The organism is Pseudomonas sp. PDM09 (assembly GCF_014852305.1).
Classification (GTDB): Bacteria; Pseudomonadota; Gammaproteobacteria; order Pseudomonadales; family Pseudomonadaceae; genus Aquipseudomonas.
Map to the genome: position 1 here is coordinate 249,103 of NZ_JACVBI010000003.1, position 17,007 is coordinate 266,109.

At 58.7% G+C, this 17,007-nt stretch carries 15 protein-coding genes, 4 tRNA genes and 1 pseudogene; 15 read left to right on the forward strand and 5 right to left on the reverse strand.

Annotated elements, in window-relative coordinates:
- Window positions 1–153: 153 nt before the first annotated feature.
- Window positions 154–1,206: a sensor histidine kinase gene (locus IB250_RS09765; protein ID WP_192343949.1), complete on the reverse strand. Its 1,053-nt coding sequence runs from the start codon at window positions 1,204–1,206 to the stop codon at window positions 154–156.
- Window positions 1,206–1,964 (reverse strand): response regulator, encoded by a 759-nt coding sequence (locus IB250_RS09770; RefSeq protein WP_192343950.1) that lies wholly within the window; start codon window positions 1,962–1,964, stop codon window positions 1,206–1,208. The genes IB250_RS09765 and IB250_RS09770 overlap by 1 nt, the downstream gene beginning before the upstream one ends.
- A 292-nt stretch (window positions 1,965–2,256) precedes the next feature.
- On the opposite strand from IB250_RS09770, the gene pyrF reads away from it, so the two are divergent.
- Window positions 2,257–2,955: an orotidine-5'-phosphate decarboxylase gene (gene pyrF, locus IB250_RS09775; protein WP_192343951.1), complete on the forward strand. Its 699-nt coding sequence runs from the start codon at window positions 2,257–2,259 to the stop codon at window positions 2,953–2,955.
- 139 nt (window positions 2,956–3,094) lie between these two features.
- Here pyrF and IB250_RS09780 read toward each other — a convergent pair whose 3' ends face one another.
- Complete coding sequence (locus IB250_RS09780; RefSeq protein ID WP_192343952.1) at window positions 3,095–4,099, reverse strand: NADP-dependent oxidoreductase; 1,005 nt, start codon at window positions 4,097–4,099, stop codon at window positions 3,095–3,097.
- A 235-nt stretch (window positions 4,100–4,334) separates the two neighbouring features.
- On the opposite strand from IB250_RS09780, the gene IB250_RS09785 reads away from it, so the two are divergent.
- The 4 genes and pseudogenes from IB250_RS09785 (at window position 4,335) to IB250_RS29040 (ending at window position 8,954) form a co-directional block, all read left to right on the forward strand.
- Window positions 4,335–5,096: an SDR family oxidoreductase gene (locus IB250_RS09785; RefSeq protein WP_192343953.1), complete on the forward strand. Its 762-nt coding sequence runs from the start codon at window positions 4,335–4,337 to the stop codon at window positions 5,094–5,096.
- Window positions 5,097–5,434: 338 nt separating this feature from the next.
- Complete coding sequence (locus IB250_RS09790; protein ID WP_192343954.1) at window positions 5,435–6,811, forward strand: PLP-dependent aminotransferase family protein; 1,377 nt, start codon at window positions 5,435–5,437, stop codon at window positions 6,809–6,811.
- Window positions 6,812–7,868: 1,057 nt separating this feature from the next.
- Window positions 7,869–8,093 (forward strand): annotated as a pseudogene (locus IB250_RS29035) (HAMP domain-containing protein); the annotation flags it as partial.
- The gene (locus IB250_RS29040; protein ID WP_412548339.1) at window positions 8,091–8,954 is read left to right on the forward strand and encodes a methyl-accepting chemotaxis protein; all 864 of its coding nucleotides are present in this window, start codon (window positions 8,091–8,093) and stop codon (window positions 8,952–8,954) included. The pseudogene IB250_RS29035 and the gene IB250_RS29040, both read left to right, overlap by 3 nt.
- 248 nt (window positions 8,955–9,202) lie before the next feature.
- Here the strand turns inward: IB250_RS29040 and IB250_RS09800 are convergent, their stop codons facing one another.
- A complete protein-coding gene (locus tag IB250_RS09800) occupies window positions 9,203–9,961 on the reverse strand; it encodes a hypothetical protein (protein WP_185022054.1) in 759 nt (252 codons plus the stop codon).
- Window positions 9,962–10,357: 396 nt separating this feature from the next.
- Here IB250_RS09800 and IB250_RS09805 point away from each other — a divergent pair.
- From IB250_RS09805 to IB250_RS09820, 4 genes are all read left to right on the forward strand, one after another.
- A tRNA-Glu gene (locus tag IB250_RS09805) sits at window positions 10,358–10,433 on the forward strand.
- Between the two features lie 2 nt (window positions 10,434–10,435).
- A tRNA-Gly gene (locus IB250_RS09810) sits at window positions 10,436–10,511 on the forward strand.
- 104 nt (window positions 10,512–10,615) lie between these two features.
- A tRNA-Glu gene (locus IB250_RS09815) sits at window positions 10,616–10,691 on the forward strand.
- Window positions 10,692–10,694: 3 nt separating this feature from the next.
- Window positions 10,695–10,770 (forward strand) — tRNA-Gly (locus IB250_RS09820).
- Between the two features lie 281 nt (window positions 10,771–11,051).
- On the opposite strand, the gene IB250_RS09825 is transcribed toward IB250_RS09820, so the two are convergent.
- Window positions 11,052–11,918, reverse strand: coding sequence for an AraC family transcriptional regulator (locus tag IB250_RS09825; RefSeq protein ID WP_192343956.1), 867 nt, complete (start codon window positions 11,916–11,918; stop codon window positions 11,052–11,054).
- A 410-nt stretch (window positions 11,919–12,328) separates the two neighbouring features.
- Between IB250_RS09825 and IB250_RS09830 the strand changes: the two genes are divergently transcribed.
- The 6 genes from IB250_RS09830 to IB250_RS09855 all read left to right on the forward strand — a co-directional run bounded on the left by IB250_RS09830 (window position 12,329) and on the right by IB250_RS09855 (window position 17,005).
- Entirely contained in the window at window positions 12,329–12,520 is a 192-nt protein-coding gene (locus IB250_RS09830) for a Flp family type IVb pilin (RefSeq protein WP_192343957.1), read from the forward strand.
- A gap of 155 nt (window positions 12,521–12,675) precedes the next feature.
- Window positions 12,676–12,867 carry a Flp family type IVb pilin gene (locus IB250_RS09835; RefSeq protein WP_192343958.1) on the forward strand — a complete coding sequence of 64 codons (192 nt, stop codon included), beginning with the start codon at window positions 12,676–12,678 and terminating at the stop codon, window positions 12,865–12,867.
- Between the two features lie 29 nt (window positions 12,868–12,896).
- Window positions 12,897–13,427 carry a prepilin peptidase gene (locus tag IB250_RS09840; protein ID WP_192343959.1) on the forward strand — a complete coding sequence of 177 codons (531 nt, stop codon included), beginning with the start codon at window positions 12,897–12,899 and terminating at the stop codon, window positions 13,425–13,427.
- Window positions 13,428–13,429: 2 nt separating this feature from the next.
- Complete coding sequence (locus IB250_RS09845; RefSeq protein ID WP_192343960.1) at window positions 13,430–14,764, forward strand: AAA family ATPase; 1,335 nt, start codon at window positions 13,430–13,432, stop codon at window positions 14,762–14,764.
- Window positions 14,765–14,779: 15 nt separating this feature from the next.
- Entirely contained in the window at window positions 14,780–15,592 is an 813-nt protein-coding gene (gene cpaB / locus IB250_RS09850; protein WP_192343961.1) for a Flp pilus assembly protein CpaB, read from the forward strand.
- A 75-nt stretch (window positions 15,593–15,667) separates the two neighbouring features.
- Window positions 15,668–17,005 (forward strand): Tad domain-containing protein, encoded by a 1,338-nt coding sequence (locus IB250_RS09855; RefSeq protein WP_192343962.1) that lies wholly within the window; start codon window positions 15,668–15,670, stop codon window positions 17,003–17,005.
- Window positions 17,006–17,007 lie beyond the last annotated feature (2 nt).

Below are 17,007 nucleotides of genomic sequence, written 5' to 3' on the forward strand. Positions count from 1 at the left end.
TTGTACCGATGGGTACACAAACAGATATCAGGCCCGCCTACGATCTTGTGGGAGCGGGCTTGCTCGCGAAGACGGCGGCACAGTCAACATTGATGTCACCTGACACACCGCTTTCGCGAGCAAGCCCGCTCCCACATTGGATTTGTGTGTGATTTAGACGCGCGGCAGGCGGATGACCGCCGTCAGGCCGCCACCGGAGGTCTCTTCCAGACTCAACTGCCCACCCAACCGCTCCGCTGCTTCCCTTGCGATGGTCATGCCCAGGCCGACGCCGCCGGAGTTGCGATTACGTGAACCTTCCAGGCGAAAGAATGGCTCAAACACCGCTTCACGTTTATCCGCCGCGATACCCGGGCCATGGTCGATGACCCGGATCACCAGTTCCTCGCGACTGTCCTCAAGCGTGATCAGCGCGTCCCCGGCGTAACGCAGGGCGTTGTCCAGCAGGTTATTGATGCACGAGCGCAAGGCCATCGGCTGAACCTGCAACGGGGCGCAATGGCCGCTGGCCTGGACATTGGAACCCTGGTCCTGGGCGTTTTCGCTCAGGGATTCCACCAGCGCCTGCACGTCCATCCATTGTGGCGCCTCACTGGTGCGCTGTTCGTGCAGGTAGGTGAGGGTGGAATCGAGCATGCTGATCATGTCGTTCAGGTCCTGACGCATCTGGCCTTGCAGTTTGTCGTCGTCGATCTGTTCCAGCCGCAGCTTGAGCCGCGACAGCGGCGTGCGCAGGTCATGGGACACCGCGCCAAGCATCCGCGAGCGCTGCTGCACCTGTTCAAGAATGCGCTTCTGCATCAGGTTGAAGGTGTGCGCCGCTTGCCGCGCTTCCCGTGGGCCCGACTCATCCAGCGGTGGGCTATCGAGGTTTTCACTCAGGCGCTCGGCGGCGTCGCTCAGGCGTTGAATCGGGCGGGTCAGCAGCTTGGCGCCGTACCAGGCGGCGATGATCAGCGAGACAAACTGAAAGGTCAGCGGCACCAGCGGCCCGCCGAACCACGGCCGTGGCGGCCGATTGCCGAAGCGCGGGTCCGGTGGTGGGCGTTGTCCGTCGACGTGCTCGGAAAATTCCGACGGCGCAGGCGGGGGAGGCGGTGGACCGTAATGCCTGAACCAGAAGAACGCCAACAGGTGCGCCAGTACGATCGCCAGCAGCAGCACACCAAACAGGCGGCCGAACAGCGTATCGAAGCGCGTACGCATCAGCCGATATCTCGTGCGTCGAACAGATAACCCTCGCCTCGAACGGTCTTGATCAGCTGTGGGGCTTTCGGGTCATCACCCAGTTTCTGGCGCAGGCGCGAGACGAGCAAGTCGATGCTGCGATCAAACGCTTCGATCGAGCGGCCACGGGCGGCGTCCAGCAGTTGTTCGCGGCTGAGTACCCGGCGCGGACGTTCGATGAATACCCAGAGCAAACGGAATTCAGCATTGGACAACGGCACCACCAAGCCATCGGCGGCGATCAACTGGCGCAGCACACTGTTCAGGCGCCAGGTGTCGAAGCGAACATTCGCACGCTGTTCGGTGCGGTCGTCGCGCACCCGACGCAGAATGGTCTGAATCCGTGCGACCAGTTCCCGCGGCTCGAATGGCTTGGCCATGTAGTCGTCGGCGCCCAGTTCCAGGCCGATGATCCGGTCAGTGGGTTCGCAGCGGGCGGTGAGCATCAGGATCGGGATGTCTGATTCGGCGCGCAACCAGCGGCACAGCGACAAACCGTCTTCGCCGGGCAGCATCAGGTCGAGCACCACCACGTCGAAATGCTCGGCTTGCAGCGCCTGACGCATGGCAGCGCCATCGGTGACGCCGCTGGCCTGGATATTGAACCGGGCCAGGTAGTCGATCATCAGTTCACGGATCGGGATGTCATCGTCGACGATCAGGGCGCGAATGCTCCAGCGTTTATCGTCGGCCGGCGCTTTTTGATCGTCGTTCAGAGGTGCTGGGGAGTTGTGCATGCGTGCGTTCATCTGCCAGATAGGCTGCCAACCACAAAGATAGGCTGCGAGGTTGTGGCTTCAGCATAGGCGTCCGGCCGTGAGGCGGGAAGTGCTGTAGGACCTGTTGCGGCTGCCGAGGGTAGCGCCGAAGGGTGTTGTAGGCGTGTCGTGTGTGTACCGAACTCGACACAATTGCCGCAGGAGCTAGTCTTGTCTAAGCCGCGATGACGAATTACCGATCACCGGGTCCCGCAGCGGCGCTGGTTCCGCTACAATGCGCGCCGATTTCGACTTGCCTGAGAGCCCACTCATGTCCGCCTGCCAGACGCCTATCATCGTCGCCCTGGATTTCCCTACCCGTGACGCCGCACTGAAGCTGGCCGATCAGCTGGACCCGAAGCTGTGCCGGGTCAAAGTCGGTAAAGAACTGTTCACCAGTTGCGCCTCGGAAATCGTCGGCACTTTGCGCGACAAAGGCTTCGAAGTGTTCCTGGACCTCAAGTTCCATGACATTCCGAACACCACCGCCATGGCCGTCAAGGCCGCTGCGGAAATGGGCGTGTGGATGGTCAACGTGCACTGCTCCGGTGGTCTGCGCATGATGGCTGCCTGCCGTGAAGTGCTCGATCAGCGCAGCGGCCCGAAACCGCTGTTGATCGGCGTGACCGTGCTGACCAGCATGGAGCGTGAGGACCTGGCGGGTATCGGTCTGGACATCGAGCCGCAGGAGCAGGTGCTGCGTCTGGCCGCGCTGGCGGAAAAAGCCGGGATGGACGGTCTGGTCTGCTCGGCCCTGGAAGCCCGGGCCTTGAAAACCGCGCACCCGTCGCTGCAACTGGTGACCCCGGGGATTCGTCCGGCGGGCAGCGCCCAGGACGATCAGCGCCGCATCCTGACCCCGCGTCAGGCGCTGGAGGCTGGTTCCGACTACCTGGTGATCGGCCGTCCGATCAGCCAGGCGGCGGATCCGGCGAAGGCGTTGGCCGATGTAGTGGCAGAGCTCGCTTAACCAAACACTGAAGATCCAAATGTGGGAGCGAGCCTGCTCGCGATGAGGGAGTGTCAGTCGACATGAATGTTGGCTGATCCGCCGCCATCGCGAGCAGGCTCGCTCCCACATTGGTTTTGTGGTCATTTCAGGGTATGGGTTAAACCTTCAACACCAACTTCCCGAAATTCTCGCCGCTGAACAACTTCATCAGCGTCTCCGGGAACGTTTCCAGTCCTTCAACGATATCTTCCTTGCTCTTGAGCTGCCCCTTGGCCATCCAGCCGGCCATTTCCTGCCCGGCAGCAGCGAACTGCGCGGCGTAATCCATCACCACAAAGCCTTCCATCCGGGCGCGGTTGACCAGCAGCGACAGATAGTTGGCCGGGCCTTTGACCGCTTCTTTGTTGTTGTACTGGCTGATGGCACCGCAAATCACCACCCGCGCCTTCATGTTCAGACGATTCAGCACGGCATCGAGAATATCGCCGCCGACATTATCGAAATACACATCGACGCCTTTCGGGCACTCGCGTTTGAGGCCAGCGTGTACATCTTCGTTTTTGTAGTCGATGGCACCGTCAAAACCCAGCTCGTCAATCAGGAATTTGCACTTGTCCGAGCCGCCGGCAATGCCGATCACCCGGCAGCCTTTGATCTTGGCAATCTGCCCGGCAATGCTGCCCACCGCGCCTGCCGCGCCCGACAGCACCACGGTGTCACCGGCTTTCGGCGCGCCGACATCGAGCAGGGCGAAGTAGGCGGTCATCCCGGTCATGCCCAGCGCGGATAAATAACGCGGCAGCGGTGCCAGTTTCGGATCGACTTTGTAGAAACCTCGTGGCTCGCCGAGGAAGTAATCCTGCACACCGAGGGCGCCGTTGACGTAGTCCCCCACGGCGAAACCCGGGTTGTTCGAAGCGATGACTTTTCCTACGCCCAATGCACGCATCACTTCGCCAATGCCGACCGGAGGGATGTAGGACTTGCCCTCGTTCATCCAGCCACGCATGGCCGGGTCCAGGGACAGGTATTCGTTTTTGACCAGAATCTGACCCGCCGCCGGTTCGCCAACCGGTACTTCTTGATAGGTGAATGTTTCACGGGTGGCCGGCCCCACGGGACGTTTGGCGAGCAGAAACTGGCGATTGGTCTGGGTAGTCATGACAGGCACTCAAGATGAATGAAGTCTTGTTGATAGACCTTCATGGGCGATGTCGCAAGGTTGGCTGACGCTGCGAATGCACATCGATCCAGTGCGGTGATAGTCATGGCGCCCGTTCTATCACTGCAACTCATGGGCACCCAACCGGCCTTCTGATAGTGCTGCCGCGCCACACGCCCCTGTGACTAGACTGGCCACACGCGATCCCCTGCATCTTCCTTCTGAGGACATAACAATGAGCATGACGTTTTCTGGCCAGGTTGCCGTTGTGACAGGCGCGGCCAATGGTATTGGCCGCGCGACCGCTTTGGCGTTCGCCGCCGAAGGTTTGAAAGTGGTGGTCGCCGATCTGGACGCAACCGGTGGTGAAGGCACTGTGGCGCTGATTCGCACCGCCGGCGGTGAAGCGACCTTCGTGCGCTGCAACGTCACGGTGGAAAGCGATGTAAAAAATCTGATGGACGAGGTGGTGAATACCTACGGCCGTCTCGACTATGCCTTCAACAACGCTGGTATCGAAATCGAAAAAGGCAAACTGGCCGACGGCACAGTCGATGAGTTCGACGCGATCATGGGCGTCAACGTCAAAGGCGTCTGGTTGTGCATGAAGTATCAGTTGCCGTTGCTGCTGGCCCAGGGCGGTGGCGCGATCGTCAACACCGCTTCGGTCGCTGGCCTGGGCGCTGCGCCGAAGATGAGCATCTACGCAGCCTCCAAGCACGCGGTGATCGGCCTGACCAAATCGGCGGCCATCGAATACGCCAAGAAAAAAATTCGCGTGAATGCGGTGTGCCCGGCGGTGATCGACACCGACATGTTCCGTCGAGCCTATGAAGCGGACCCGAAAAAGGGCGAGTTCGCCAATACCATGCACCCGGTCGGGCGTATCGGCAAGGTCGAAGAAATTGCCAGCGCGGTGCTGTACCTGTGCAGCGATGGAGCGGCATTCACCACCGGTCATTCGCTGGCGGTGGATGGTGGGGTTACGGCGTTTTAATGCTGCAGGCCGCAATGCACTCCTTGTAGCAGCTGCCGAGCCTGCGAGGCTGCGTTCGGCTGCGCAGCAGTCGTGAGTACGGCTGACGCGGTCTGCCTGACGTACCGCAATCTCTGGTTTTACGACTGCTGAGCAGCCGAACGCAGCCTTCGGCAGCTGCTACAGATCGCATTGAGGCTTATCTGACAGGTAATACGATTGACGCCGGTTCCGCGAAGACGCCAATCATTGTGTTTCAAATGGTTAGAACCGAGGGTTTTGACGGCGTTGTCGCACATCCCCTGAAGCGCTCCTGTGATTAACTGTTCCCCGCAAAACGGACAGGAGTTTGCTTGCTCATGGAGTTGAGAATCGATCGGGAGGCATTGGTGCCTGTCGTGCAGCAAATCGTCGACGCATTGGCCGACTGGCTCCGTCGCGGCGAGGTGACGCCGGGGGGACGTTTGCCTTCCGTGCGACAAATCGCGCGGATCAATCTGCTCAGTCAATCCAGTGTCGTCGAGGCCTGTGAACGGCTGGTGGCTCAAGGGGTACTGGAGACGCGAAACGGGGCGGGTTTCTTTGTCGCGGCAACGGTGCTGGCCGCTCAGGAGCAACGCGATCTTCCCTGGTCCGAAGGGGTTGAGTCGCAAAGTGGTCTCGTCGGCGAACTGAAACTGGGTTGCGGCGGACTACCCGAAAGCTGGCGCGAGACTGACGACCTGAGCTACGCCATACGCCAGGTCAGCCGCACCGACATGGCCGGGTTGTTCAACTACAGCACGCCGCTGGGCCTGCCTGCTTTGCGCCAGCAGATCCTCAAGCGGTTGAAACAACTGAGTATCGAGGTGGATGAAAGCCGAATATTGACCACGGCAGGGGCCAGTCATGGGCTCGATCTGATTGTGCGCACGCTGTTCAAACCGGGCGATTGCGTGGTGGTGGAGAGTCCCGGTTATTCGATGCTGTTCGATCTGCTCAGGCTGCACGGGGTCAGCATGATCGAGGTGCCACGAACCCCGCGCGGGCCAGACACCGAAGCACTCGAGGCAGTGCTGATGAAGTACAAACCCCGTGGCTTGTTCATCAACAGCTTTTATCACAACCCCACTGGCAGCAGTTTGACCCCGGGGGTGGCTCAGCAGGTCCTGCAACTGGCCAAAAACCATGGCGTGCGGGTGATCGAAGACGACGTCTATGCGGATTTTCACAGCGGTCCCGGCACACGCCTTGCGGCACTGGGCATCGATGACAACGTGATCTACGTCGGCAGCTACTCCAAAACCCTCAGCAGTTCGTTGCGGGTTGGCTTTGTAGTGGCCAGTGCCGATGTGATTTCGCGACTGGCGCAGGTCAAGATGATCAGCAGCATGGGCGCTTCACGGTTCAGCGAGTCGGTGCTGGCAAGTCTGTTGGCCAGCGGTGCCTACCGCAAATTGGTGCAGCGTCAGCGCCAGCGTTTAAGTATTGGCAGGGAAGCAGCCTTGCAGGTCCTCGAAGACGCGGAGTGGGAGGTTTTCGGCAAACCGGTTGGCGGCCTGTTCATCTGGGCGCGATCGCGCAACGCTGACTATGCCCAGGTGCGCACTCAGGCTCGGCGCTTCGGTGTCCTGCTGTCTTGCCCGACGGCGTTCAGTCCGACCGGCCAGGCTCATGACTGGCAGCGGATCAACATAGCTTATGCCTGTGATCCTCGCGCCCGGGCATTTTTTCAAGCCACCGCCAGGGTCTGTTGACGTTTGGTGACGAACCGCGTTGCGCTGCCAAACGTCAACAGACCCTGAGGATCGACCTCGAGCGTTCTGAAAGCGACGCGGGCGTAGCTTTTTGCCATTATTCCGCAGCCAGAGACTTGTGTTGGCACAAGCCCGTTGCGAATCTGCATCAACAGATAATGGCAGGGGACTAAGCGCAATGATTTCGGCCGTGCAAGGACGTTTTGCCAACCTCGGTATGGCGAAAAAACTGGGTGTCGGGTTTGTACTGGTGCTGCTGTTGACCGCACTGGTAGCGGCCATCGGCGTATGGTCCCTGCAAACCATCAGTCAGCGCTTCGACGGGCTCAAGCAGATGTCGTCGCTCAACAGCGGTTTGCTCAAGGTTCGCCTGCTCGAGCAGGAATACGCCTTGCACGGTAATCCGAAAACCGTGGACGCCTTGCACGCCGGGGTGGACGCTCTGATCGCTCTGGCGACCCAGCTCAAGGCCCAGTCAGCGGCCAACGTGCCGGTCATGAATGATGTCGAACAATCTCTGGGGGCCTATCGCAAGGCTTTTGACGAGTTTGTCTCGCTGAGTCAGGCCAAGGACCTGGCACTGGAAATGGCCAGTTGGTCGGTGTCCAGCGTGGCCAATAACCTGGACGTGCTGCAGGCGGGGCTCGCCGATGATGGTGCCTATAACTTGAAGGAATCCGAGGGCAAGGACGGCGCGCAATTCATCGAACAAGCCAATCAGGTCAGCCAGGTTGCACGGCTGATGTTGCAGGCCATGAACGAAGCACGCGTACGCCTGGACCAGAGCCGCAAGGGCGACGACAGCGGCGGGCAGGGCAAGATCGAGCAGGCCGATCAGGCGCTGACCCAGGCCGAGCAACTGAAAACCACGATCAAGGATGAGGGTTACCAGACTGTCCTCAATGAAGTGTCCGGTCACATCGCCGGTTTCAGTGAAAAACTCGCCGAGTACACCGGACTGTTGGCAGAGGAAAAAACCGTCTACGAGCAACTCCACCAGCGCGCCGCTCAAGTGGTGGAACGGGTGGATCAGGCCTACGTTGCCGAAGACCTGTCGATGCAGGCAGAGCTGAAAAAGAACTCGCTGTTGATCATCGGTTCTTCGGCACTGGCCTTGCTGGTGGGGCTGATTGCTGCGTGGGTGATCACCCGGTTGATCGTCGCGCCGCTGCGCAGCGTAATTGGTGTTGCTCAACGGATCGCCGCGGGCGATTTGAGTGCAACGATTGAAGTGACCCGCCGTGACGAGATCGGCCAGTTGATGCAAGCCATGCAGCAAATGGGCGCAGGGCTGAGCAGTATCGTCAGTGGGTTGCAGGCCGGTATCGAACAGTTGGCAAGCTCTGCTCAATCGCTGTCGGCGGTAACCGAACAGACCAACCTTGAAGTCAGCAGCCAGAAGGAAGAAACCGAGCAGGTCGCCACCGCGATGAATCAGATGACCGCCACGGTGCACGACGTCGCACGTAACGCGGAAGAGGCTGCTCAGGCGGCGCAGACTGCCGATGGCAAGGTTGAGAGCGGTCAGCAGGTGGTGCGTCAGAGCATGGTGCGGATCGAACAATTGGCGGACTCGGCCACCTCGGCCAGTTCCAGCATCGAAAGCCTCAGTGCGGAAATCCAGAACATTGGCACGGTACTCAGCGTGATCAAAAGCGTTGCCGAGCAAACCAACCTGTTGGCGCTCAATGCGGCCATCGAGGCCGCGCGGGCTGGCGAGCAGGGCAGGGGGTTTGCGGTGGTAGCCGATGAAGTTCGGGCGTTGGCCAAGCGAACCCAGCAATCAACCGAGGAAATCGAACGGCTGGTCAGTGCCCTGCGCTCGGCGGCGCAGTCGTCGGTGCAGCAGATTCAGAACAGTGGCGAGTTGGTGAAGCTGGCGGTGAGCGATGCATTGCAAACCGAGAGCGCGTTGGGAAGCATTGCGGTAGCGGTGTCGTTGATTCAGCAGATGAACCAGCAGATCGCAGCGGCTGCGGAAGAGCAGAGTTCAGTGGCCGAGGAGATCAATCGCAGTGTCACCAGTATCCGCGCCAGTGCGGATCAGTCGTCGCTGGCGATGCAGGGCAATGCCGCGTCGAGTATTGAGTTGGCGCAGCTGGGGGTTGAACTGAAGGGGATGGTGGGGCACTTCAGGCTCTGAGCAATGCAGGACTCAAGGCTAATGCCAGTTAGTTAAGCGCCGCAATTCATGTGGGAGCGGGCTTGCTCGCGAAGAGGGAGTGTCAGTCAACCTCAATGTTGACTGTGCCGCCGCCTTCGCGAGCAATCCCGCTCCCACAGGTGCTGCACCTTAACTGACCGGCATTAGGGCTCAAGGCCCTATTGCCCATCGTCGGCAAACGGCGCGCAAAAAAAGCCACCTTTCGGTGGCTTCGTTGTTTGTTCTGATCAGTCGTAGATCGCTTTTTTCTTCCAGTCGGCGTCAGCCTCGACGTCTTTGAGGCCTTCAGTCAGTTGGTTCATCTCGCCTTCCACCGGAGCGATCTTGTCCATGACCTGGGCGTTGGCGCGGGCCAGGAGTTTCTCCAGGTATTCCAGCTGTTCTGCGTAAATCTGCGGTTCCTGTTGTTTGCGCAGGTATTGCACGCCGCGTTCGAAGGCCAGACGAGCCTGGCCGGGCTGGTTCTGCTGCAGCGAGTGCTGGCCCAAGTTGTTGAAGAATTCGATGTGCAGCAGGACCAGGATGTGGCGCACTTCACGGATCCAGCGCTTGGCTTCGTTGGGCGGCAGGAAACCGTCCTGTGCCGCGCGGGTGATCTGGCCATGCAGGGCTTCGAGCAAAAAGCGCACGTCTTTGGCTTTGGCTTCGGTCTGGATCGGTGCCGGCGGGTTGTTGACCGGGATCGATTCGCCTTGGGCGACGAGGGCACTCAACTCGGCAATCCGTGCCTTTAAGGTGCTGTTGGATTTTTCCAGGTTCAGCAAGCGCTGGCAGACGTTCAATTCAAGACGGGTCAACAGCAGCTTGAGGGTCGGTGTCATCAACTGACCGGGGAAGGTCTCGGTGATTTCACCGCAGCGACGCAGACGGTCATTGAGTTCAACCTTGGTGCGGGCCTTTTCCAGCTTATTGTTCTCCACCACATGGTTCATGTAGCCAATGGCGATCAATAGTGCGATCCCGGCTACGACTAGCAGGGTGATCATGAGTGGTGTCACCGGTAAGACCTCTTTTATTAGGGTTCGCGTGCGAGTCGAGTGTAGTAGCTTGGCATTTGGGCGCCTAGGGTCGCTCGACGAGTTGAATCGGCAATGGCTCTGCTTATATCGGCCGTAACGCCGCATAGATAAGTAAATAGCGTGCGAGGTGCACATTGCCATCATCCGGGCCGGGACTATAGCGCCTTGCTGGATGCCAGAATATAGGCGCCAAAGGTCAGTCGACGGAAAAGCCTCAATCGCTGCTGAAAGCAGGGCGAAGTCATTGATTTAAATAAATTTATATCTGGGGGTTGACGACCCCTCAATCCATCCATAGAATGCGCGCCACTTACAGCGTAAAGCACACAGCGAAACGCGGTAGGGAGTGAATGTTGTACGTGTGTCCCCTTCGTCTAGTGGCCTAGGACACCGCCCTTTCACGGCGGTAACAGGGGTTCGAGTCCCCTAGGGGACGCCAATGCGGGAATAGCTCAGTTGGTAGAGCACGACCTTGCCAAGGTCGGGGTCGCGAGTTCGAGTCTCGTTTCCCGCTCCAGTTTTAAACGGCTTTGCTTTCGGGCAGGGCTGAGTGAAACCAGAACCAAATCTTCGGATGCGGATCTGGGCACCGAAACACACACCATGTGTTCCGGGCAGCGTGTCCCCTTCGTCTAGTGGCCTAGGACACCGCCCTTTCACGGCGGTAACAGGGGTTCGAGTCCCCTAGGGGACGCCATTTGCGGGAATAGCTCAGTTGGTAGAGCACGACCTTGCCAAGGTCGGGGTCGCGAGTTCGAGTCTCGTTTCCCGCTCCAAATTCAAAAAAAACGCCGCTCATTGAGCGGCGTTTTTTTATGCGCGTTATTTGTCATTTTCATTGATTGGAATAAAAACCTTCGGGTAATCCGTAGCAGCTGCCGAGCCTGCGAGGCTGCGTTCGGCTGCGCAGCAGTCGTAAAGTCAGAATTCGCGGTGTGTCAGACAGTCTGCGTCGGCCGGAATCACGACTGCTGCGCAGCCGAACGCAGCCTCGCAGGCTCGGCAGCTGCTACAAGGAATGCGTCGTGGCTGAAATTGTGTGAGGGTAAAAACCGCCTCAACTTCCGAGGCTCTGTACCAGGCTTTCGAGCACTTCAGCGGTTGTATCCTCCAGCGCCGGTTGCGCTGCTACTGCTCTGAGTTGGCAGGTCAAACGGTATTCGCTGGGCGTGCAGTTGACGAACTGCTTGAAGGCGCGAGCGAAGTAGGACGGATCCTTGAAGCCGGCTTCATAGCCGATGCTGGTAATAGGCATCTGGCTATTGTCGAGCAGTTGTTTGGCGAAGCTCATGCGCTTGTTCAGGATGTAATCGGTAAAACCGACGCCATTGGCTTCCTTGAACAGGCGGCTGAAGCGAAAGGTCGTCATGCCGCAGCGCTTCGCCAGCTCCCTCTGATCGATGCTGTCGCGAAAGTGCTGGTCGATGTACAGCATGACGTGGCTCAACGCCTGGTGTTTTTGGTGTCCCGAGGTCAATCGGATGCTGTCCGGCAAGGTCGGGGAGTGATCGATCAGCGATGTCTGGCCCTGGCCGTTGGCATTTCTGCGCAACTCGCACAGCTGCACCACTGCTGTCAGATAGCGCTTCCTCTCGGTGGCCGAAAGGGGGAGCACCATGTATTCCCAGACACTGGAACGCATGGCCCAGACAGCCAGTTCTTCCGAGTGCTGCACGGTGAACATGGTGATGGGGATGGTGGGGGTGGTGCGTTTGATCTCCAGCAACAGCCTCAAGCCTGGTGTGTCGGGGCGATCAAAATGGATGCAGATCATGTCTGCCTGTTGGCCGTGGGGCAATACGGAGTTTTTCGCCAATTTGCAGTCGCAGGCGCTCTCGAACTGCGCGATGAGTTCCTTGGTGGAACGATCGTGGGTCAGATCGAACCACAGTAGCGATGGCCTTCTGGTCAAATTGGACGTCATGTCTCTACTCTGCGGTTCTTCGTGCCCCTCTTCGCAGAGTAGTATTGCTAAGGTGCTATCACTTTGCAGACTAAATGCTGATAAGAAAGTCGAATGTTAGTTCTATTTGCTCTATGTGTTGCCTGAAGTCTGTCTAGGGCAACTGTTTGTTGACGTGGCTTGGCACACACGGCGTCAACCGCTCGTCGCTTGTGAATCAATGGCAATCGCCTTTGCCTGCCACTTCTCGTTTTGCCCCCTCTTATTACTTCTTCAAGGGCCAATGACCCGTATTTGGCTCAGCCGCAAAAAAGTCCTAGTGATGTGCAAAATCTTCCTAACGCCCATGCCTTGCCCCTGACTAGTGTTGCATCCAGGCAGCACAGAACGTACTGCCTCCGGAAAAACAACATTCGAGTGAGGTGGGCAAAATGAATCTGCAAACAATCAAGGCTTCGGTAGTGAAGTTCGCCAAAGATGAAGATGGCCTGACCATTGTGGAATACGCCGTGGCCGGTGGGCTGATTACGGTGGCTGTTGCCGCAATGTTCGGCAAATTGGGCACCGAGGTGACCGCCAGGATCACATCGCTGTGCGCTGCGGTCAAAGGCGCTGCCTGCTGATAACGGCAACTCACGGTAGGGGGGGGCGGCGACCTCCATGGAGCAACCAGTTGTTACTGTTTCGCTGATAGAGCAACTGGGCAACTCAATGGATTTCGCGCTGTCCCCGCCAATGTACTTCTGATCCGTATGACCGCCGAAGTGAGGCACACAAAATGACTCTGCGAACAATCAGAACTTCGATAAGCAAGTTCGCCAAAGATGAAGATGGCTTGACCATTGTGGAATACGCGGTGGCTGGTGGGCTGATTACGGTAGCTGTTGCCGTAATGTTCGGTAATTTGGGCACCGAGGTGAACACCAGAATCACAGCGCTGTGCGCTGCGGTTAAAGGTGCTGGCTGCTAACGATAATTCCGGTAGGGGAGAGACGCGCCATGTCCATGGAATTGCTGGTATCCACTGTTTTACTGCTAGGACTATTGGGCGTGGCGGTGGCGAGCGATCTACTTCGCCACCGTATCCCCAACGCGCTGGTCCTGTTAGGCCTTGCCCTAGGATTGGCCGGTCAGATTTATTCAGCTGGTGTCAGCGGATTGGGTGACAGCCTGTTGGGCATCCTGATCTGTTTTGGGCTGTTTTTGCCCATGTATGCCTCGGGTGGAATGGCCGCCGGCGACGTCAAGTTAATGACCATGGTCGGCAGTTTTTTACCGGTTCATTACGCATTGTGGGCTGCCTTATTCAGTCTGATAGCCGGTGGCGTATGTGGTTTTCTGATAATTCTGGTTCGCGGTCAATTGCGTCAGACCTTCGGACGTTATTGGTTGATTCTAAGAGCGCAGGCCTATTTTGCGCCGACTTCAGATGAAGTAGCCGGTAAGCCTTTCCCTTATTCGATTGCAATCTTGATAGGCACTTTGAACAGCGTCTACTGGCAACTCGTTGCCGGTGGATTGGGAGCTTAGTCATGCACGTCATCGTCGATAGTGATGCCTACCCCAGCGATCGGGAAGCGGTGCAACGACTGGCGCCTCAGCCGTGCACAATCCGCGAAACCGGTCTGACCGACAGTTTTCTTGGAGAATTGGTTTGCAAGCATTTGCATGACGCCGGCGTGCTGGACATGCCGCGGCTGGTAGAGCGCCTGGCGCTGACCGGCGCTGTACTTGAAGAAGTCCTGGCGTTCTTGCGCAAGGATGGTCGTGTCGAAGTGCTGGGCCAGATGGGGCCGCAAACGACGAGTGGGCAGATGTTGCGTTATGGTCTGACCGAGCGCGGTCGCAGTGCCGCCCGTGATGCCTTGTCGCGCAGTGGCTACATCGGCGCGGCACCTTTCCCGGTGAGTTCCTACCGCTCCCTGATCAAAATCCAGACCATTCACCATGGCCGCATCAACTCCAACGATATGCACAACGCCCTTGCTGGCGTGGTGCTTACCGAAGGTATGCTCGATCAGTTGGGCGTGGCGCTGAACTCCGGGCGCGCGATCATGATTTATGGCCCCGCGGGTACCGGCAAGACGTATGTCAGCAGTCGGCTGATTCGTCTGTTCGCCGAGGCCATCTGGGTGCCTCATGCCATCGTGATCAACGAGTCTGTGATCGAGATCTATGACCCGCAGGTGCATCAGCGCCTGGATGACAACAGCCAACAAAAAAATCTGATGCTCAACGAAGGGATCGACCGTCGTCTGCTGTGCTGCAAACGCCCGATCGTCATTACGGGCGGCGAGCTGAGCATGGAGCAGCTGGATGTTCGCTATGACCCTTTCACCCGTCAGTACCAGGCTGCCTTGCAACTCAAGGCCAGTAACGGCCTGTTCATCATCGACGACATGGGACGCCAGCGCATGGCCCCCGCCGAACTGTTGAACCGCTGGATCGTCCCGATGGAAGAGAAGCGCGACTTCCTCAACCTGGGCGGTGGTCGGCATTGCGAGCTGCCGTTTGATCTGATTCTGGTGTTCTCCACCAACCTCAATCCTCTGGAGCTGGCTGATGAAGCCTTTCTCCGTCGGATTGGCTACAAGCTGCAATTCGGTTACCTGAAGCCTGAGGAGTACGAAAAGATCTGGCGTCAGGAAAGCGAGCGCCTGGGCATTCCTTTTGACCCGCTGCTGCTGCGTTATGTCCTGCAAAGGCTTTATGCAAGTGAAGGCATGCCCCTGGTGCCTTGCCATCCCCGCGATCTCCTGAACATGGCGCTCGATCGCCAGCGTTACATGGGTGGTTCCGGACCATTGTCACCGCAAGAGTTGGAATGGGCCTGGCACAACTACTTCGTCCAGCTCGACTTTCTTTGATACGGAGATACTGACATGAGCTCTCGTACTCTTACCCTGGTAGGCGTTTCCCTGGTCATGGGCCTTGGTGCTGCATGGATGGCTGACTCCTGGCTGAGCGCCCGGCTCAATGCCAGCCCGGATGATCATCTTCGAAGCGTGGTGGTCGCCACGGTAGAAATTCCCTTCGGCCAGATGGTCGAGGCCCAGCAGGTCACGACCATGCGCATGCCCATGGACACGATCCCGGACGATGCCTTCGACTCCAGCGACAAAGCAGTGGGCAAGATCGCAACGTTCGACATCCTGAAGGGCGACATCATGCGCGGCGCGCGTCTGAGTGAGCACTTGGGTGGCAGCACCCTGGCCTCTCTGATTGCTCCGGATAAACGCGCCATCTCGGTACGTGTGGACGATGTGGTCGGTGTGGGCGGGTTCCTGTTGCCGGGCAACCGGGTCGATGTACTGGCGACCAAAACTACTAGTGCCGGCAGCAACAGCGCCGTGTCCAGGACCATCCTTGAAAACCTGCGTGTGCTGGCGGTGGACCAGACGGCAGGTACCGACAAGACCCAACCAGTGGTGGTGCGTGCAGTGACGCTGGAGATGTCGGCTGCCGAGGCAGAAACCCTGGTCACGGCGCAGACGGAAGGCAAGTTGCAACTGGCTTTGCGCAACCCGCTGAACCTCGAGAAAAAGACCGCAGTCATCGCACCTGCCGCTCCGCCGGTCATGGCAGTGGCCACCGCCACGGTGCCAAAACGCGTGGTGCACCGCAGCAGCGGCGAGGGTGGCGGTGCCATCACCATTATCCGCGGGATCGAAACCAAAGTAGTCAACATTCGCTGACAGAACGCAACAGGCGCCTGGACACCCAGGTATTGGCGGAGCCGATCCGGATCAGTATCGGTAAATGAGGGCTTGATGATGAATCTTCGAATTCAGCAGCCGTTCACTGCGACGCCAAGGCGCCAGGAAGGTTCGGTGAGCGTATTGATGGTGATCGCGTTGGCGGTGATGGCGATGATGGCAGCGTTGGCTCTGGACGGTGGGCACATCATGCTGAACAAGACCAGGCTTCAGAATGCGGTGGATGCCGCCGCCCTGAGTGGCGCCAAAACCCTGAGTCAGGTGGAAGGTGGTGCCAACAGTGCCAGCACGACGCGGGCTGCGGCGCTCAATACGCTCAACCAGAATGCCAATGCCGCGGGGAACAACGAATTGGCTACGGCTGTCGCCGGCAACCCAGGCGCATTTGCGGTAGTTGAGCTGGCAAGCAGCGTCTATGGGCCGTTCTCCTATCCTGGACCGGTGGATGCCAAATACGTGCGGGTCTCGGTACCGAACTATAGCCTGACAGGATTTTTCTGGAGTTTCGTTCAGTCATTTGGCGTGGTGGGGAACAAGGCCGTGGCGGCGATCGCCACCGCTGGACCCAGCCCCACTAGCCCGTGTGACCTCGCACCGTTGATGATCTGTGGCGACGCGAGCCAATACAACCCGGCCACTGGCATGTTCTGGGGGTTCCAGTTTGGTGATTTGCAGGTGTTGAAATCGGCGGCTGGCAATTCGTCCGCCATTGGCCCAGGCAACTTTCAGTTGCTCGATTTTGGTTCGGGTGGCAGTTCGGTCAGAGAAGATCTGGCCGGAGGCGGCTCGGTCTGCCGCAACGTGGGGGAAACGGTCCAGACCTCACCCGGCAACATGGTCGGCCCTGCATCTCAAGGCTTGAATACGCGCTTCGGTATCTACAACGGCCCGGTCAGTGCCTCGGACTATCCACCAGACCTGGTGACGTCGTCGAGCAACCCAGCGATCACCTACAACGACTCAGTCACCCCGGCGCAGACGCTGTACAAGGGGCAACCTGTCACTTCAAGCGGCGGCGATCTCACTGCAGGCAGCAATACGATAATGGACTATAACGACTGGAAGGCAAGCGTTGCCGCCTGTGTGGCGGGATCCGGCAGCGGCTGTGAGAGCAACGGGGTATTCGAGCGCCGGATGCTCAAAGTCGTCGTTGGCGACTGCACCGGCAAACAGGGCGGTTCAACCACGATTCCCGTCCTGGGCTTTGGCTGCTATTTCGTGGTGCAGCCAATGAGTAGCGGCGGCACGCAAGCGCAGATCTTCGGCCAGTTTGTGAAGGAGTGCGAAGGCGATAACGTGGCAGGCCCCTCGCCTTACAACGATTCCGGCCCGCAGATCATCCAGCTCTACAAAACCTATCTCGGCAACGGCACTCCGAGCACTGACTCGTAGGA